20 protein-coding genes are annotated in these 15,064 nt (G+C 40.1%); 2 read left to right on the top strand and 18 right to left on the bottom strand.

The window, feature by feature from the left end; translation table 11 throughout:
• Positions 1 to 49: 49 nt before the first annotated feature.
• The 3 genes from mreC to KHQ31_RS01605 all read right to left on the bottom strand — a co-directional run bounded on the left by mreC (position 50) and on the right by KHQ31_RS01605 (position 2,506).
• Positions 50 to 901 (bottom strand): rod shape-determining protein MreC, encoded by an 852-nt coding sequence (gene mreC / locus KHQ31_RS01615; RefSeq protein WP_213409260.1) that lies wholly within the window; start codon positions 899 to 901, stop codon positions 50 to 52.
• An 80-nt stretch (positions 902 to 981) separates the two neighbouring features.
• A complete protein-coding gene (locus KHQ31_RS01610) occupies positions 982 to 1,992 on the bottom strand; it encodes a rod shape-determining protein (RefSeq protein ID WP_213409259.1) in 1,011 nt (336 codons plus the stop codon).
• Between the two features lie 100 nt (positions 1,993 to 2,092).
• Entirely contained in the window at positions 2,093 to 2,506 is a 414-nt protein-coding gene (locus KHQ31_RS01605) for a JAB domain-containing protein (protein WP_213409258.1), read from the bottom strand.
• A 124-nt stretch (positions 2,507 to 2,630) separates the two neighbouring features.
• On the opposite strand from KHQ31_RS01605, the gene KHQ31_RS01600 reads away from it, so the two are divergent.
• The gene (locus tag KHQ31_RS01600) at positions 2,631 to 2,972 is read left to right on the top strand and encodes a VOC family protein (protein ID WP_213409257.1); all 342 of its coding nucleotides are present in this window, start codon (positions 2,631 to 2,633) and stop codon (positions 2,970 to 2,972) included.
• Positions 2,973 to 3,033: 61 nt separating this feature from the next.
• On the opposite strand, the gene KHQ31_RS01595 is transcribed toward KHQ31_RS01600, so the two are convergent.
• The 8 genes from KHQ31_RS01595 to nrdH form a co-directional block, all read right to left on the bottom strand.
• Complete coding sequence (locus KHQ31_RS01595) at positions 3,034 to 3,393, bottom strand: CrcB family protein (RefSeq protein WP_213409256.1); 360 nt, start codon at positions 3,391 to 3,393, stop codon at positions 3,034 to 3,036.
• Position 3,394: 1 nt separating this feature from the next.
• A complete protein-coding gene (locus KHQ31_RS01590; protein WP_213409255.1) occupies positions 3,395 to 3,766 on the bottom strand; it encodes a fluoride efflux transporter FluC in 372 nt (123 codons plus the stop codon).
• A 21-nt stretch (positions 3,767 to 3,787) separates the two neighbouring features.
• Positions 3,788 to 4,558, bottom strand: a complete 771-nt coding sequence (locus KHQ31_RS01585; protein ID WP_213409254.1) for an ABC transporter ATP-binding protein — start codon at positions 4,556 to 4,558, stop codon at positions 3,788 to 3,790.
• Between the two features lies 1 nt (position 4,559).
• Complete coding sequence (locus KHQ31_RS01580; protein ID WP_213409253.1) at positions 4,560 to 5,444, bottom strand: ABC transporter permease; 885 nt, start codon at positions 5,442 to 5,444, stop codon at positions 4,560 to 4,562.
• Positions 5,445 to 6,446 carry a tryptophan ABC transporter substrate-binding protein gene (gene trpX, locus KHQ31_RS01575; protein ID WP_213409252.1) on the bottom strand — a complete coding sequence of 334 codons (1,002 nt, stop codon included), beginning with the start codon at positions 6,444 to 6,446 and terminating at the stop codon, positions 5,445 to 5,447.
• Between the two features lie 314 nt (positions 6,447 to 6,760).
• On the bottom strand, positions 6,761 to 7,726 hold the full coding sequence (gene nrdF, locus KHQ31_RS01570; RefSeq protein ID WP_213409251.1) for a class 1b ribonucleoside-diphosphate reductase subunit beta: 966 nt from the start codon (positions 7,724 to 7,726) through the stop codon (positions 6,761 to 6,763).
• 73 nt (positions 7,727 to 7,799) lie between these two features.
• Entirely contained in the window at positions 7,800 to 9,971 is a 2,172-nt protein-coding gene (nrdE, locus tag KHQ31_RS01565; protein ID WP_213409250.1) for a class 1b ribonucleoside-diphosphate reductase subunit alpha, read from the bottom strand.
• Positions 9,972 to 10,044: 73 nt separating this feature from the next.
• Positions 10,045 to 10,281: a glutaredoxin-like protein NrdH gene (gene nrdH / locus KHQ31_RS01560; protein ID WP_213409249.1), complete on the bottom strand. Its 237-nt coding sequence runs from the start codon at positions 10,279 to 10,281 to the stop codon at positions 10,045 to 10,047.
• Positions 10,282 to 10,599: 318 nt separating this feature from the next.
• On the opposite strand from nrdH, the gene KHQ31_RS01555 reads away from it, so the two are divergent.
• Complete coding sequence (locus tag KHQ31_RS01555; RefSeq protein WP_213409248.1) at positions 10,600 to 11,052, top strand: class Ib ribonucleoside-diphosphate reductase assembly flavoprotein NrdI; 453 nt, start codon at positions 10,600 to 10,602, stop codon at positions 11,050 to 11,052.
• Between the two features lie 151 nt (positions 11,053 to 11,203).
• Here KHQ31_RS01555 and KHQ31_RS01550 read toward each other — a convergent pair whose 3' ends face one another.
• The 7 genes from KHQ31_RS01550 to KHQ31_RS01520 all read right to left on the bottom strand — a co-directional run bounded on the left by KHQ31_RS01550 (position 11,204) and on the right by KHQ31_RS01520 (position 15,009).
• Positions 11,204 to 12,247 carry a LysM peptidoglycan-binding domain-containing protein gene (locus KHQ31_RS01550; RefSeq protein WP_213409247.1) on the bottom strand — a complete coding sequence of 348 codons (1,044 nt, stop codon included), beginning with the start codon at positions 12,245 to 12,247 and terminating at the stop codon, positions 11,204 to 11,206.
• A 271-nt stretch (positions 12,248 to 12,518) separates the two neighbouring features.
• Entirely contained in the window at positions 12,519 to 12,863 is a 345-nt protein-coding gene (locus tag KHQ31_RS01545) for a cysteine desulfurase (RefSeq protein WP_213409246.1), read from the bottom strand.
• Between the two features lie 27 nt (positions 12,864 to 12,890).
• Entirely contained in the window at positions 12,891 to 13,580 is a 690-nt protein-coding gene (locus tag KHQ31_RS01540; protein ID WP_213409245.1) for a 5'-methylthioadenosine/adenosylhomocysteine nucleosidase, read from the bottom strand.
• Between the two features lie 10 nt (positions 13,581 to 13,590).
• A complete protein-coding gene (locus KHQ31_RS01535; RefSeq protein WP_213409244.1) occupies positions 13,591 to 13,851 on the bottom strand; it encodes a hypothetical protein in 261 nt (86 codons plus the stop codon).
• Positions 13,852 to 13,858: 7 nt separating this feature from the next.
• Positions 13,859 to 14,413 carry an NUDIX hydrolase gene (locus tag KHQ31_RS01530; protein WP_213409243.1) on the bottom strand — a complete coding sequence of 185 codons (555 nt, stop codon included), beginning with the start codon at positions 14,411 to 14,413 and terminating at the stop codon, positions 13,859 to 13,861.
• 9 nt (positions 14,414 to 14,422) lie between these two features.
• Positions 14,423 to 14,632, bottom strand: a complete 210-nt coding sequence (locus KHQ31_RS01525) for a cold-shock protein (protein WP_213409242.1) — start codon at positions 14,630 to 14,632, stop codon at positions 14,423 to 14,425.
• Positions 14,633 to 14,646: 14 nt separating this feature from the next.
• Entirely contained in the window at positions 14,647 to 15,009 is a 363-nt protein-coding gene (locus KHQ31_RS01520; RefSeq protein WP_213409241.1) for a DUF3397 family protein, read from the bottom strand.
• Between the last annotated feature and the right edge of the window lie 55 nt (positions 15,010 to 15,064).

Below are 15,064 nucleotides of genomic sequence, written 5' to 3'. Positions count from 1 at the left end.
AATAGGTGACCAGCATTATTAGCTGGTCACCTATTTTTATTTATGCTTATTAAGCACCTGGAATCGCAACACTAACAACCGGAATGTTGTTAAAGTCAGTTGCTGGCTTAATATAAATCGTCTTTGTCAATCCATAATCATCATCATCGATTGATTCAACTTCTCCAACATATAATCCTGATGGTGTCACACCCCCAAGACCACTCGTTGAAACCTTATCACCCTTTTTAACCTTGGTATTAGATGTTACGTTTTTCATTTCAATCAAGTTACGTGTTTGATTGAATTTCGTGATAATACCATCCACGGTTTGGCTATCTTTATTGGTAATACGAATAGCAAAGCGGTTATTCGTTTGACTATTGTCAGACAACAATTCGACTTTCGCATTTGTTGTATCAACTTCAGACACACGTCCAATCACGCTTCCGCCACCCATCACAGCCATGTTCTTTTTGATACCAGCTTTAGCACCTTGATTAATAATCAATTCAGATTGCCAATTATTTGGTGAACGAGATACAACTGTTGCATTAACCATTTGGTAATCTGTTAATGTCTTACCAATTTTTAGTTGTTCCTTTAAGGCATCATTTTCCTTACGAACAGTTTGCAATTCAACTTTGGTAGCCGCTAGATCATCAATACGTTGATTCAAGCGTTCGTTTTCTTGATACGTCTTAAACAACTTTGTCGTTGCTTCTGTAGCGTTACCTACGACCTTTAGGGGCGTATTTACGACTTCAGACATCCAACTAGAAATGTCAGTGACAATACGTACTGGTAACGCTGGATTTTCTTGATTAGCACGTGCGCGTGAACTTAACGTAATCATCCCAATCGTAATAATGACCAGTATGACACCGACAACTAATCGTCGAGATGTGAAAAGTTTTTTCATACGACAGCCCCCTTTCATTTAATGAGAACTCTTGATAACAAAAACGCCCCACGTAATCGTGTGGGCGTCTTGATTAGAAATTATTCAGTATCCTTCAAAACGTCGATTGACTTCAACGCTTCTCCAGTACCCACTACAACAGCATCCAAAGGTTCTGCAGCAATGAATACAGGCACTTGTGTTTCACGTGAGATAACTTCATCGATGTTCTTCAACAAAGCACCACCACCAGTCAAAACGATACCATGATCGATAACGTCCGCTGCGATTTCTGGTGAAGTTTCTTCCAAAGTTTCCTTAATGGCAACAATGATTTCTGAAACAACATCACTAATTGCAGTTGCGATATCAACAGCAGGCACTTCAACTGTCTTTGGTAATCCAGTTACCAAATCACGTCCACGTGCAGTGCTTCCAGCCATGCTCTTAGCAGCTTCAATGTCAGCTGATCCGATTTCTGTCTTCAAACGTTCTGCAGTTTGTTCTCCAATCAAGATTGAGAAGTGTTGACGGATGTAAGTCATGATCGCTTCATCCAACTTATCTCCAGCCATACGGATTGAACGTGAAGAAACAATTCCACCCAATGAAATTGTTGCGATATCTGAAGTTCCACCACCAAGATCAGCAACCATTGAACCTGTTGGTTCCATAACTGGTAGACCGGCACCGATTGCAGCAGCAAATGGTTCTTCGATAACGAAGGCATCACGTGCACCAGCAACCTTAGCAGCGTCCTTAACGGCACGACGTTCAACGGCTGTAACACCTGATGGTACACCAATTGTTACGTATGGCTTTCCAGTAATACGTCCACCCATCGCCTTTTCAAGGTAGTACTTAAGCATTGCGACTGTTGTTTCGTAGTCAGCAATAACTCCGTCACGCATTGGACGGATTGTCTTAATTGATTCAGGCGTACGTCCCAACATTTCCTTCGCGGCTTCACCAACAGCGACAATTTCGTTCGTCTTCATGTTACGAGCAACCACTGATGGTTCGCGAAGTACTACACCCTTTCCTTCGATATAAACCAATGTGTTTGCTGTCCCAAGATCAATTCCAATATTATGCGTTCCAAATGAAAACATGGCACTAGTTCCCTTTTCTTTAATTATTTATTTTATCTAAATTTGCTCTGACTATGTCTTAAACAAAATACCTTCATTCATCTTATCATATACGGACAGTTTACGTCCATAAATCGAGTAATGAATTCAACGAGATTTCAGGCCATTCCTGTTTGGTTCGAACGCTATAATAACCACTCTTACTAATGATCATAAAGTCCAATAAATGAATTTGCATTAACGCACTACACGCAACAAATTGTTGCAGAATACGCATGTCTGCTTCCGAAGGATTTAACCCTCCGCCTGGATGATTGTGCACTAAAATATATCCATACGCATTCACTGAAACCAAGCGACGAAAAACGTCTCGTGGATGAATCGTCACATGATTTATTGTTCCTAACGCAACTTGCACGTAGTCTAATATTTCCATTTGCGTATTCACACTCAAAACCCAACAATGTTCTTGCGGTTCATGCCCATATTGTCGGTATAGTTGATTGCCTAACCCTTCAATTGATGTTATTTTCATGGATTCCTCCTATAAACAAGTATCCTTAAAGCGTACCTAACACGGTAATCTTCTAAAATTCTTTTAACTCATTTCATAGACGTGTATACTTACCTTAAAACATAACAATTAAAAGGAGTCTTATATGCGTGTTCGTAAGTTTGCCCCATTAAACATCCCCGTTCAAAACGTTGAACGAGCAACTCGTTTCTACCGAGAAGTTTTTGATCTACCAACAACTTTCGGTGCCAACGAAAGTCGTCAATTATCATTCCATGATGAAGACATCTTTTTTGATGCCGAAAACACTGAACGTATCACCGTTGAAGTAGTTGTTCGTGATCATCAAGAGACAGTTGAAAACCACTTGCTTAACTATTATGTTAAACAAGCAGAACCAATGACTGTTGACCCTGATGGTCGCCATGTTATCTTCCATTTAGATGACCCTGAAGGCAACCAAATCAACGTAATTGCTAATAAATAAGTAAACATAAAAAGACCTAACAAGCACACTTGTTAGGTCTTTTTTCTATGTTTTTATTTGACTAATGTCCCATAACATATGCTGTTAGCAAATATCCCAAATCGAATAGGATAATTCCACCCGCAAATAAGATCACAATATCTCGGATTGCTCTCAAACGTTTTGAGGCATCCCCCAAAGAATCCGCAAGTTTAATAATTGGTCCCGAAAATGTTGAAAATCCACCAATCAGTCCAACCAACATCAAAGTATGCAGAACTGGTGATAAATGTAAACTCACCATTATTCCAGCTAAAAATGCTGCTAACCAATTAATTCCTAAAATAGTTCGTTCAGCATATGCTGTAAAACGTGCTTGAATCAGAAAACGGGCAACTGACCCGACAGCGGCCCCAAGGCTTGCCACTATAATCATTACCATTTTATCGCCCCCGTCCAACAAGTCGTGCCAGATAAACCATGACAACACTACCTACTACTGTGAGTAGTAAATAAACACTATTTGTGAATAACGCTTGGTGTGTCGAAATATCTACAATAATTGTCCCATAAGTCGTATAAGCTCCTAAGACACCTACATCCATAAATTCATGGACATATTTAAATCGATGCCAACGGCGACATAATTGTGTGGTTACCAACACAGTTAGAAATACACCTGTTAAATTAACCACCAATGTATTTAATGGAAAGTTATCTAGACGAATCCCTAACATTAATAGTTCACGCATCGCGCCACCAATTAAACCACCCAGAAAGACGGCCATTATTTGTGTCACAATTCGGTGTTGCATGATTTATCCCCCCCTAATCGTTTAGTACTTGTTGAAGTATGCCAACAAATCAGCCACAGTCAACTTAGCCTTTTCTAGTGCATCAAAGTCTTGACCAATACCACCGTTTTCAATAACCAATAAACGGTCACCATAAATCAATGCATCGTTTAGATCATGTGTAATCATCATCGCTGTTAGTTTGGCTTCACGAATCTTTTCATTCGTTAGCGTCATCAATTGTTGACTAGTTTTTGGATCCAACGCGGCTGTATGTTCATCTAATAGTAAGACATCTGGACGAACTTGTGTTGCCATCAAGAATGATAGTGCTTGACGTTGCCCACCTGATAACTTACCAGTTGGTACATCAAGACGTTGGCTTAGACCATTTCCCATCGTTTCAGTAATTGTGGCTAATTCCGCTTTCTTCTCAGCAGTTAAACCACGATTACGTAATCCACGACGTTGACCACGCTTTTGCGATAACAACAAATTCTCTGCAACGGTCATTCGTGGTGCAGTTCCTAACTTAGGATCTTGGAATACACGTGCTAGTGTTTTCGTACGTTGCAGATCATTTAGATTAGTGACGTTCTCACCACCAAGCCAAATTTCACCACTCGTCAATTTCAAGCTCCCAGCAATAACATTTAGCAAAGTTGACTTTCCGGCTCCATTAGAACCCAAAACAGTCACAAACTCACCCGCTGCAATTTGCAGGTTAACATGATTTAAAATATTGCGTTCTTCTGGTGTCCCTTGGTTCACAGTTACAGTTGCATCAATTAATTCTAAACTCATATCACTCATCTTAAGCCCCCTTTCGGAATTTGATGTTCAAGTGCTTGCCGAACTTTGGAATCATCAAAGCTAATCCCAAAATGATAGCACTAACTAACTTCAAGTCGTCTGCGTTAAAGCCGATATATAGTACTAATACTAGAACAAAGCGATATAGGATTGATCCAATCGCTACGGTTATTAAGCGTTCCATCAAGGTTAATTCACCACCGAACAAGACTTCTCCAATAATGATTGATGCAAGTCCGACAACGATGATTCCCATCCCCATATTTACATCAGCAAAACCATTATTTTGCGCGACTAATGCACCACCCAACGCAATTAAAGCGTTGGCAAGCATTAGTCCCAAGATAGTCATTGTGTCTGTGTTAATCCCCATTGAACGGGCCATTGTGGCATTATCTCCAGTAGACACAAAAGCTTGTCCTAATTGCGTCTTTAGGAAACCACTCAATAGTAAAATTATGACAATTACTAAGATTAATCCAACGACAATCACTGGATAATTCGTTGGTAATTTTTGTAGTATTTCATTTGAAAACACCGTTGGCATTTGCAACAATGATCGATTTGCTTGCCCTAAAATACGTAAGTTAATTGAGTAAGCTGCTGTCATCGTTAAAATTCCAGCAAGTAAAATTGGTACTTGTCCTTTTGTATACAACAGACCAGTAATCATACCGGCAATTGCCCCAGTTCCCATAGCGCATAGCGTTGCTAAATATGGGTTCATACCACTAGAAATCAATACAACCGCTGTTGCAGCTCCTAATGGGAAGGTTCCTTCCACAGTCATATCCGGGAAATTTAAAATTCGAAATGTTAGATAAAGACCAATTCCAACCGCAGCCCAAATCAAACCCTGTCCAATTGCTGATATTAACATTGCCATTTATTTGCCCTCACTTTTCACAGATTTTGCATCTTGATAGGCCGTTGGGACCGTCATCTTTAAATGCTTTAATTGTTCGTCATTCACAACAACCTGTCCTTCTTTAATAAAATCAACAGGCATATTTTTTGGTGCTTTACCCTTTAAAATTTCAACAATTTGCTTTCCAGTCATGCGACCAAGTTCAGTTTGATTAATTGATACCGCCGCCACACCACCACTAGCGACCATTGTATCAACCGTTGGAAAGATTGGTACGCCAGCTTCGTTGGCTTGTTTCAATAATGTTGAAAATGCGCCAGCGATGGTATTGTCAGTCGGCACAAATACTGCCTGTACTTGTTTATTAGCAACCAATTGTTGTGCGGTTTGATTTAAATCGTTCGATGAACTAATTGTGTACATCTTAGTTGCTAAACCAGCCTTTTTAGCTAATGCATCCATACGCTTTGCTTCCGTGGATGCTGCATCATCCGAAGAAGTGTAAATAATACCTAATGTCTTTAATGATGGCACAAATGATTTCATTAGCGCTAATTGAGCAGGCAATGGTGCTTGATCTGACACTCCTGTCACATTGCCACCAGGTACTTTCATTGACTTAACCAACTTAGCACCTACAGGATTAGTTGAAGCTGCGAACACAACAGGATCATCTTTGATTGTATTCGCTAGCGGTACGGCCGCTGGTGTTGCAATCCCCACATTTACATCATTGTGTTGTGATGACAATTTAGTCGCCATCGTTTGCAAATTAGATTGATCACCTTGCGCATTTAATTGGGTAATTTCTAAGTTCTTACCTGGCTTATATCCTTCTGCTTCTAGTTCTGTCAGAATGCCTTTATTAATTGCATCTAACGCGGGATGTGCAGTGAACTGTAGGATACCGACATGGGCCACATCCCCTGCTTTTTTGACCGTCGGTTGTGTTTCTGTAAATAAACCTGCTAATAAAATTAGTCCTAGTCCTGCGATTGTTACTTTAATTTTCGTATTCATTCTTGATTCCTCTTTGGCTTGGGTTCACCGTTGTAAAAGAAAAGCCGTAAGATAAGCCCTCGGCTCTTCTTACGGCAAAAGAAAAGGTCCGCTGGCTTCCCATGCGGACCTTTCGTTGTTAACGGAAACATGTCAGCACAGAATCGATACTTACGCTCATCGAAAGCGCGCATCGAAACTGTACGTACTACAGTTCAAATGCGCTAGCTGCGCCACCAACCATTTAATTGTGTTGTTAAATTTGTCATGTCTGTTTCCACTCAATCTATAAGAATAAACTTAATATAGCACTCTGCCCAGGACTGGTCAAGGTGTTATTTTGTTAGTCCGTAGTTGTAATCATCATCTTCCATGACTTCAACTTCACCCAAACGGTATCCGTTACCAACTTGAGAGAAGAAATCGTGGTTAGATGTTGTTGTTGAAATTCCGTTCATCACGATTGGATTAACATCCGCAGCTGTGTCTGGGAATAATGGATCTTGTCCCAAGTTCATCAAAGCCTTGTTTGCGTTGTAACGCAAGAATGTCAAAACTGAGTCTGACCAACCAACACCATCGTACAATTCGTGTGTGTACTTTTCTTCGTTTTGGTACAAATCAAACATCAAGTCGTACATCCATGTCTTCAATTCCATTTGTTCATCATCTGACAATTGGTTGAAGCCAACTTGGAACTTGTATCCAATGTAAGTTCCGTGAACTGATTCGTCACGCAAAATCAACTTAATGATTTCTGCGACGTTGTTCAATTTGTTGTGTCCTAGGTAGTACAACGGTGTGTAGAACCCAGAGTAGAACAAAAATGTTTCCAAGAATACAGAGGCAACCTTACGTTGCATTGGTGTTCCATTGTGGTAGATGTCGTTGATCTTTTGAGCCTTGTATTGCAAGTACTCATTTTCATCAACCCATTCAAAAATTTCATCAATTTCACGCTCAGTATTCAACGTTTCAAAAATTGATGAGTATGACTTGGCGTGCACTGATTCCATGAATTCGATGTTGTTCAACACAGCTTCTTCATGTTGTGTACGGCTATCTTCCTTCAATGAAGTCATTCCGTCTTGTGATTGCAATGTATCTAAAAGGGTCAAACCACCAAACACCTTACCAACCAAGTTGTGTTCCATTGATGTCATTTGACGCCAGTCATCTAGGTCATTTGACAATGGAATACGTGTGTCTAGCCAAAATTGTTCAGTTAGTTTTTCCCAAGTTGCCTTGTCAATCGCATCTTCAACTTGATTCCAGTTAATTGCCTTGTAATTTTCGGCCATTTTTCTTCCCCTCTGCAATTCAACGAAACAGTCATCGGTAATAACCAATGACTGTTTCGTTTATTTATTATGTTTAGATAGAACAGCTTTCACATTCGTTAACGCCGAATTCTTCCATATCATCTGTGTACGTACGTACATAGTACAATGACTTAATACCCTTGTTGAAGGCGTAGTTACGTAGAATGTTTAGATCACGAGTTGTCATCTTATCAGTACGACCATTCTTCCATTCGTACAATCCTTCAGGCAACGTTGAACGCATGAACAATGTCAAAGACATTCCTTGATCAATATGTTGTTGCGCGATTGCGTAGATATCAATTACCTTACGCATGTCCATGTTGTACGCTGATTCGTAGTATGGGATTGTTGACGCATCCAAGTAAGGTGCTGGATAGTAAATCTTTCCAATCTTCTTTTCTTGACGTTCTTCAATCTTGTTGATGATTGGGTGCAATGAAGCAGTTGAATCGTTAACGTATGAAATTGAACCAGTTGGTGCAATAGCCATACGGTATGCGTTGTAAATACCGTGCTTCATAACAGATTCCTTCAACGCTTGCCAATCAGCTTGTGTTGGGAAGTTGTGGTTTGCAAACAATTCGCGCACCTTTTCTGTCTTTGGTGTCCAATCAGCTTCAACATACTTGTCGAAGTATTGACCACTAGCATAGTCTGACAATTCAAATTCGTAGAACGCTTCATTACGTTCCTTGGCGATTTCGTTAGATGCCTTCAATGTGTAGTAGTTCAACATCAAGAAGTAAGCATTCGTAAAGTCCAAAGCTTCTTCATCTCCATAGTGCATGTGGTTCTTAGCGAACATAGCATGCAATCCCATGGCACCCAATCCAATTGCGTGGACTTGACGGTTACCATTTTGAACTGGAGGTACGATGTCCAATGACGTGTTGTCTGACACGAATGTCAACGCGCGGACCATTGTATCGATTGATTGTTCGAAGTTATCACTTTCCATCATGTTAACGATGTTTGTTGATCCCAAGTTACATGAAACGTCAGTTCCAAGTACATCAAATTCTTGCTTGTTGTTAATAACAGAAGGCTTTTGAATTTGTAGGATTTCTGAACACAAGTTAGATGAAACAACCTTACCCGCAATTGGGTTAGCACGGTTAACCGTGTCAATGTTAATGATGTATGGGTAACCAGATTCTTGTTGCATCTTTGACAATTCATTTTCAAGATCACGTGCGTTAATCACTGTCTTCTTGATATCTGGGTTAGCAACCATGTTGTCGTATTCAGCAGTAATATCAACATAGTTGAATGACTTACCATACACACGTTCAACGTCATATGGTGAGAACAAGTACATCTTGTCGTTGTTCTTAACTAGTTCGTAGAACTTATCAGGAACTGTTACACCCATTGAAAGGGTCTTAATACGGACCTTTTCATCGGCGTTTTCCTTCTTTGTTGCAAGGAATGCCATGATGTCTGGGTGGAAAACAGATAGGTATACAACACCTGCTCCGTTACGTTGTCCCATTTGGTTTGAGTATGAGAAAGAGTCTTCCAATAACTTCATAACAGGCACAACACCTGATGCAGCATTTTGAATTCCCTTGATTGGCGCTCCTGCTTCACGCAAGTTTGATAGTGTGATTCCTACACCACCACCAATTTTTGATAGTTGCAACGCTGAATTGATTGTACGTCCAATCGCGTTCATGTCATCGCTTGTTTGTAGGATGAAACATGATACCAATTCACCACGACGTGAACGTCCAGCATTCAAGAATGATGGTGTTGCCGGTTGGTAACGTTGGTGAACCATTTCATCAGCCAAACGCATTGCTAATTCTTCGTTTCCAGCTGCGTAGAACAACGCATTCATCACAACACGGTCTTCATAGCGTTCTACATAGAAAGCGCCATCGTTGGTCTTGATAGCGTATTGTGCATAGAACTTGTATGCAGCCATAAATGACTTGAAGTGGAAATTTTCGGCTTCCAAGTAAGCGTACAACTTTTCAATTACTGAAAAGTCATATTGTGCTAGAAGCGCTGGATCTACGAAGTCGTTTTCTAACAAGTAGTCAAAACGTTCGCGGAGAGTCGCAAACTTTAGGGTGTTGGGCTCAACATTTTCTGCAAGAAAGGCTTCTAGCGCTTCCTTATCTTTTCCCAATTGAATTGTATTATCCTTTGGAATATTCAATTCGTTGTTTAAGTCAAAGTACGTTACTTTGTCTTGATCTAGGTCCAACAATGACATGGTCTCTCCTCATATTTCTCAATTTATTACTTAAATAACAGTAGGCAAATGTAAACAGTCTAGCGATTTAAATCTAGATAGCCTTTGCCAAAGTTGTCAAAACGTCAGGACGGAATCCTTGAACAGGTTCCATACCTTCAGCAAACAAAACGGGTACTGATTGGAAACCTTGTGCACGCAAGAATTCTAATGCTTCTGCATCTTCTTCTACGTTCTTTTCAACAAAATCTACTCCATATTGTGCCAAAGTCTTCTTTGTCATCATACATTGCACACATTGGTTTTTTGTATAAATTGTTACTGGATTCATGGTTTTTCTCCTCTGTTTTTACTTATATTTTTGATCGAATTTATTCAATAGAAATGAGTATAGTGAATTAACTAACTCATTGCAAGGCAATTCACTCATTATTTTCATGTAAAATCACAATAAAACGCTTTATATAGCCGTTTAGAGCTAATATTACAATCTCTTTAAAATCTAACGCATTGTTAGAAAATCGTTTTTCCATAACCACGATTCAGGTCATTTGGCAAGCTTTTTTTAACAAAAAAAGCTAGTTTTTACCATTGTTATTCTGACCAATTTGTTCTAACGTAATATGTATCAACTTTAAGGGAGTTTACCATGGAAATACGTCTACTTTATATCTCACAATCAGGAAATACACGTGCGTTTGTTAATCGCCTAGTTTCACACGCCAATGCTCTAGGCCGCGTTACTTTTACACCCGTAGAAATCTCTGATGCAACACCTGACGATTTTGAAACAACTCCTTATTTCGCATTTGTTCCCACTTATTTAGACGGTGGTAACGGAATCGATAGCGGTGTTACCGAAACACTAACAAACGCATTAGGCGAATATTTAGATTACGGTAATAACAGTCGTCAAATTTTAGGCATTATTGGATCTGGTAACAAGAATTTTAATATCCAATACACCCTTACTGCCAATCGCTACGCTAAGAAATACGGTGTTCCTATGTTGGCTGACTTTGAGTTACGTGGTATGCCACAAGATGTCACACGTATTTATGACATTCTAATTCAACGCTTAGTGGACAAAGATCTACTATAAACTCTGTGTTCTATACATAAAAGCGTGTCATTTTAAATTTAATGGCACATCAATTACCCTTTCACTAAAAAAGCAGGAAGTACCCGACACGATGTCCAAGTACTTCCTGCTTTTTTGTTTGGGTCAATATAACTAACACATGCGAGTTAGCTTACCACCATCCGTTTGCCAAACGGAATGCCACGGCGCCGGCTACAGAACCATAACGTTGTTCAGCATAGTTCAACATTCCTGCTGTTTGTTCTTCAACTGTTCCCATTCCCCAAGCTTCCTTAGTTTGTCCCAAACCACGGTAACCACTTGGTGAAACAATATCTGGGTTTCCACCAGATTCAGGCATAACAATTACGTTCCACAACGCTTCTGTTCCACCAGCATTCAAAAAGCGATCGTAAACAGATAGGCTTTCAATAACCTTTGGCGCTTCGACCTTTGGTGCTGGTGCTTCTACTTCAACAACCTTTGGTGTTTCGACCTTTGGTGCTGGCGTTTCCACTTCAACAGCCTTTGGTGCTTCTACCTTTGGTGCTGGTGCTTCTACTTCAACAACCTTTGGTGTTTCGACCTTTGGTGCTGGTGCTTCCACTTCAACAACCTTTGGTGCTTCTACCTTCGGTGCTGGTGCTTCTACTTCAACAGCCTTTGGTGTTTCTACCTTTGGTGCTGGTGCTTCCACTTCAACAACCTTTGGTGCTTCTACCTTTGGTGCTGGTGCTTCTACCTTTGGTGCTGGTGCTTCTACCTTTGGTGCTGGTGCTTCCACTTCAACAGCCTTTGGTGTTTCTGCCTTTGGTGCTGGTGTTTCCACTTCAACAGCCTTTGGTGTTTCGACCTTTGGTGCTGGTGTTTCCACTTCAACAACCTTTGGTGCTTCTACCTTTGGTGCTGCTGACTTTTCAACTGTAGGTGCTTGTACAGATTGTACTGGCGCCACAGGTGCTTCTACTGAGCCTGATGGACGTACTGGTGTTGGCACCCCGTTAATCCATAGTGTGTCCCCAGCAAAAATCAAATCTGGGTTGGCAATGTTATTTTCGGCAGCAATTTGATTGACTGTTGTCGCATATTCTAATGCGATGTGAGACAATGTGTCACCTTTTTCAATTGTGTATTTGGTGTCTGCTGAGGCATCTGTAATACCACCAAGAGTGGCAAGTCCTGCAACGGTCACCGTTGACATCAACTTTTTATTCATCTAGCGCTTCTCCTTTAGTTATAGCTAACGTTCTATTTGACGGCTTCATGAATCGACATTTTGACGATACTAACAGTACCGCCTGCTTCATCCTAGCATCTACCAACAAACAACCTACTGGTGACAACAGGATTCTTAACTTATTCTAAATCTTCCTACAAAAAATTTAAAGGAAAACTAAGGAAAAGTAAGCATTTTGTCATGTTATGTCACATTTTTGTTTCATTAAGAAAAAGAAAAAGAGAATACCTAAGTATTCTCTTTCTTTGATTTATTCAGCAATCTTAATCACGTCACGTGATACTAATTCGTTTAAGTAGTAGTTGTACAACTCTACCATTTCGGCATTATCTGGATTTTTAAAGATGTCTACACGATCATTTCCAGCTGGATTCATCGTCTTAATCTTAATACCTGTTAGATTTTTATCTACCATTACCTTCAACTTAATAGAGGCTTGTAGCCCCTTCATTGGTTGCAATGCACGTTCCATAACATATGTCCCAGCATTGTTAGTAATAAACCCTAAGTCTGTTAATGCGTACTTACGCATATTTGGATTAAAAATATATGTTTGCTTGTCTCCAGGAACTGTTACTGTTGTTTCAAAAGCCATTTTCAATACCTCCTATTACGTTTATGCCTATTTGTTAAAGAAGTTAATCAATACATCTGCAGATTGACGTCCTGCATCAACGATGAATTCATCAAATGTAGGACCGGCTTCACCATTAGCGTTATCTGAAATAGCACGAACAACTGCAAAAGGCTTGTTGTACATTGTTGCTACTTGCGCAATTGCAGCTCCTTCCATTTCAGCTGACTTTGCATGTGGGAAGTGTCCAAGTAGGACATCCTTTTGTTCTGGTCCAGCAATGAATGAATCTGATGTCAAAATCAAACCACGGTATAGCTTACCACTGGCTGTCTTACCAAATTCATCGGCCATAGCACCTGACAATGTTTCATCAGGAACAAAAGTTGCTGGTTGTTGTGGCACTTGTCCATAGGCGTATCCAAATGCACGTGCATCAGCATCCCCATAAGCCAAGTTATCAGCAATAACGACATCGCCGATACGCAATTCTGCACCAAGGGCTCCAGCAGAACCTGAGTTGATAACTGCATCAACGTCAAATTCGTTAATCAACAAAGCAGTTGTAACAGCTGCTTCAACCTTACCAATACCAGATTCGACGACAACGACATCAGCGTTACCAATCTTTCCAGTATGGAATTCCTTTAATCCTTTTTCAATCTTTACCATATCTGTCATTGCTTCAAGCAATGCTGCCTTTTCTTCAGGCATCGCATTAATTACACCGTAACGCATGTTCTTTCTCCTATAGTGTGAATAATAAAATGTAAACAATAATAATTAAGATAACCAGCCAACCAATTACTAAATTTAAGCGATGCTTTAATCGATCAGTTTTACCGGCATCTGTTAGTAGACCAGTTTCTTTATCTAGTTCGTAACGGCCCTTTCCACTCAAGCGATATTCAGCTCGTGTAATCGGACGACCATTAATTTCTGGCATTTCATCCAATGCCTTTTTACGTGCAGGACGAATTTTTTCCCACCAAGACTTTAAACGACTCATCTTACCCTCATTTCTGACGCAATGTTTGCCAGTGGAAGTATGCCATTAGCGTTTTCGCATCTTGTAATTGCCCAGCTTCAAACATAGCAGTCATTTCATCAAATGACACGTATAACAAGTCTAAGTTTTCATCATCGTCTTGCGGTAGTTCATTCTCAACCTGTGACAAGTCAGTAGCCAAGAACAATGTCATGTGCTCATCTGCAAATCCAATTGATGTGTAGAAGTTAGCTACTTCTTGCCAACTTGCTGCTTGCATGCGCACTTCTTCATTTAATTCGCGTTCCGCCGCATGCAATGGTTTTTGACGATCACGTTCATCTAATTTACCCGCTGGAATTTCAAGGGACATCGCCTTAATCGGCGCACGCCATTGACGTGTCAAAATCATTTTATCATCAGGTGTCAGCGCCATCACAGCAACTGCGCCACTGTGATAGACAATATCGCGTGTCGCTTCAGCGCCGTTTGGCAATTTAACGATTTGTTGTGTGACCTTAATGATTTTCCCATCATATTTCACATTTTCTTCTAGAACTTCTTCACGATATTGTTCATCCATAAATGGCAACTACCCTTCCTTAATAACTTCTACACCCGTAGCTTGTGGGCCACGTAATCCTTGTACAACCATCAAAGCCACTTTTTGACCTTCATTTAAACGACGAACGTTTTGTGTTTCAATTTGTGAGTAATGTACGAATACGTCTGGTTCACCCTTAATTTCGATGAAACCAAATCCTTTATCCCAGCTCTTTACTGTACCTAAAACTTTTTCCATGTGTATCTCCTTAATTAAAGTAGCCAACCTAGTAATGCAAAGATGACTAAAATTGCGAATGTCGTAATATTTATAATGCGAAACCATTGACGTCCAAAACGTTGTACCGTAAATGTCTGTTGTAAAAATGTCTGATAAAGCGCAACCGCAATTCCCCACAAAACAAGCATTAATAGTAATGGTAATAAGAATGAATGCCCCCAAACTTGGTAAGAAATACTTTGAATACTCCACCAAGCAATAATGGTTGCAACATCAATTGGTTGTAGCCAAACTGGCCACGCAGTTTTCACAACAAAACGTTGTAGGCCCCATAAGATTCCCCCAATAATGACGGTTATTAAAATAGTTATTGGCCAAGCTACAATCGATGCCATTTCATCACTTCCTCTTATATGTATTATATGCCATTATATCATAGTTCCCGGTGAA

The sequence above is a fragment of the Weissella ceti genome (assembly GCF_018394055.1).
GTDB classification, from domain to species: Bacteria; Bacillota; Bacilli; order Lactobacillales; family Lactobacillaceae; genus Weissella; species Weissella ceti.
This window is presented reverse-complemented; position numbering and strand designations above follow the sequence as displayed.

Excerpts from the sequence above, each read along its gene's own strand:
- nrdH (WP_213409249.1), bottom strand. The coding sequence starts at position 10,281 with ATGAATCCAGTAACAATTTATACAAAAAACCAATGTGTGCAATGTATG.
- KHQ31_RS01605 (WP_213409258.1), bottom strand. The coding sequence starts at position 2,506 with ATGAAAATAACATCAATTGAAGGGTTAGGCAATCAACTATACCGACAA.
- KHQ31_RS01580 (WP_213409253.1), bottom strand. The coding sequence starts at position 5,444 with ATGGCAATGTTAATATCAGCAATTGGACAGGGTTTGATTTGGGCTGCG.
- KHQ31_RS01520 (WP_213409241.1), bottom strand. The coding sequence starts at position 15,009 with ATGGCATCGATTGTAGCTTGGCCAATAACTATTTTAATAACCGTCATT.
- nrdE (WP_213409250.1), bottom strand. The coding sequence starts at position 9,971 with ATGTCATTGTTGGACCTAGATCAAGACAAAGTAACGTACTTTGACTTA.
- KHQ31_RS01590 (WP_213409255.1), bottom strand. The coding sequence starts at position 3,766 with ATGCAACACCGAATTGTGACACAAATAATGGCCGTCTTTCTGGGTGGT.
- KHQ31_RS01525 (WP_213409242.1), bottom strand. The coding sequence starts at position 14,632 with ATGGAAAAAGTTTTAGGTACAGTAAAGAGCTGGGATAAAGGATTTGGT.
- KHQ31_RS01540 (WP_213409245.1), bottom strand. The coding sequence starts at position 13,580 with ATGCGTTACGGTGTAATTAATGCGATGCCTGAAGAAAAGGCAGCATTG.
- KHQ31_RS01595 (WP_213409256.1), bottom strand. The coding sequence starts at position 3,393 with ATGGTAATGATTATAGTGGCAAGCCTTGGGGCCGCTGTCGGGTCAGTT.
- KHQ31_RS01535 (WP_213409244.1), bottom strand. The coding sequence starts at position 13,851 with ATGAGTCGTTTAAAGTCTTGGTGGGAAAAAATTCGTCCTGCACGTAAA.
- KHQ31_RS01610 (WP_213409259.1), bottom strand. The coding sequence starts at position 1,992 with ATGTTTTCATTTGGAACGCATAATATTGGAATTGATCTTGGGACAGCA.
- KHQ31_RS01600 (WP_213409257.1), top strand. The coding sequence starts at position 2,631 with ATGCGTGTTCGTAAGTTTGCCCCATTAAACATCCCCGTTCAAAACGTT.
- KHQ31_RS01585 (WP_213409254.1), bottom strand. The coding sequence starts at position 4,558 with ATGAGTGATATGAGTTTAGAATTAATTGATGCAACTGTAACTGTGAAC.
- KHQ31_RS01530 (WP_213409243.1), bottom strand. The coding sequence starts at position 14,413 with ATGGATGAACAATATCGTGAAGAAGTTCTAGAAGAAAATGTGAAATAT.
- KHQ31_RS01555 (WP_213409248.1), top strand. The coding sequence starts at position 10,600 with ATGGAAATACGTCTACTTTATATCTCACAATCAGGAAATACACGTGCG.
- KHQ31_RS01545 (WP_213409246.1), bottom strand. The coding sequence starts at position 12,863 with ATGGCTTTTGAAACAACAGTAACAGTTCCTGGAGACAAGCAAACATAT.
- mreC (WP_213409260.1), bottom strand. The coding sequence starts at position 901 with ATGAAAAAACTTTTCACATCTCGACGATTAGTTGTCGGTGTCATACTG.
- KHQ31_RS01550 (WP_213409247.1), bottom strand. The coding sequence starts at position 12,247 with ATGAATAAAAAGTTGATGTCAACGGTGACCGTTGCAGGACTTGCCACT.
- trpX (WP_213409252.1), bottom strand. The coding sequence starts at position 6,446 with ATGAATACGAAAATTAAAGTAACAATCGCAGGACTAGGACTAATTTTA.
- nrdF (WP_213409251.1), bottom strand. The coding sequence starts at position 7,726 with ATGGCCGAAAATTACAAGGCAATTAACTGGAATCAAGTTGAAGATGCG.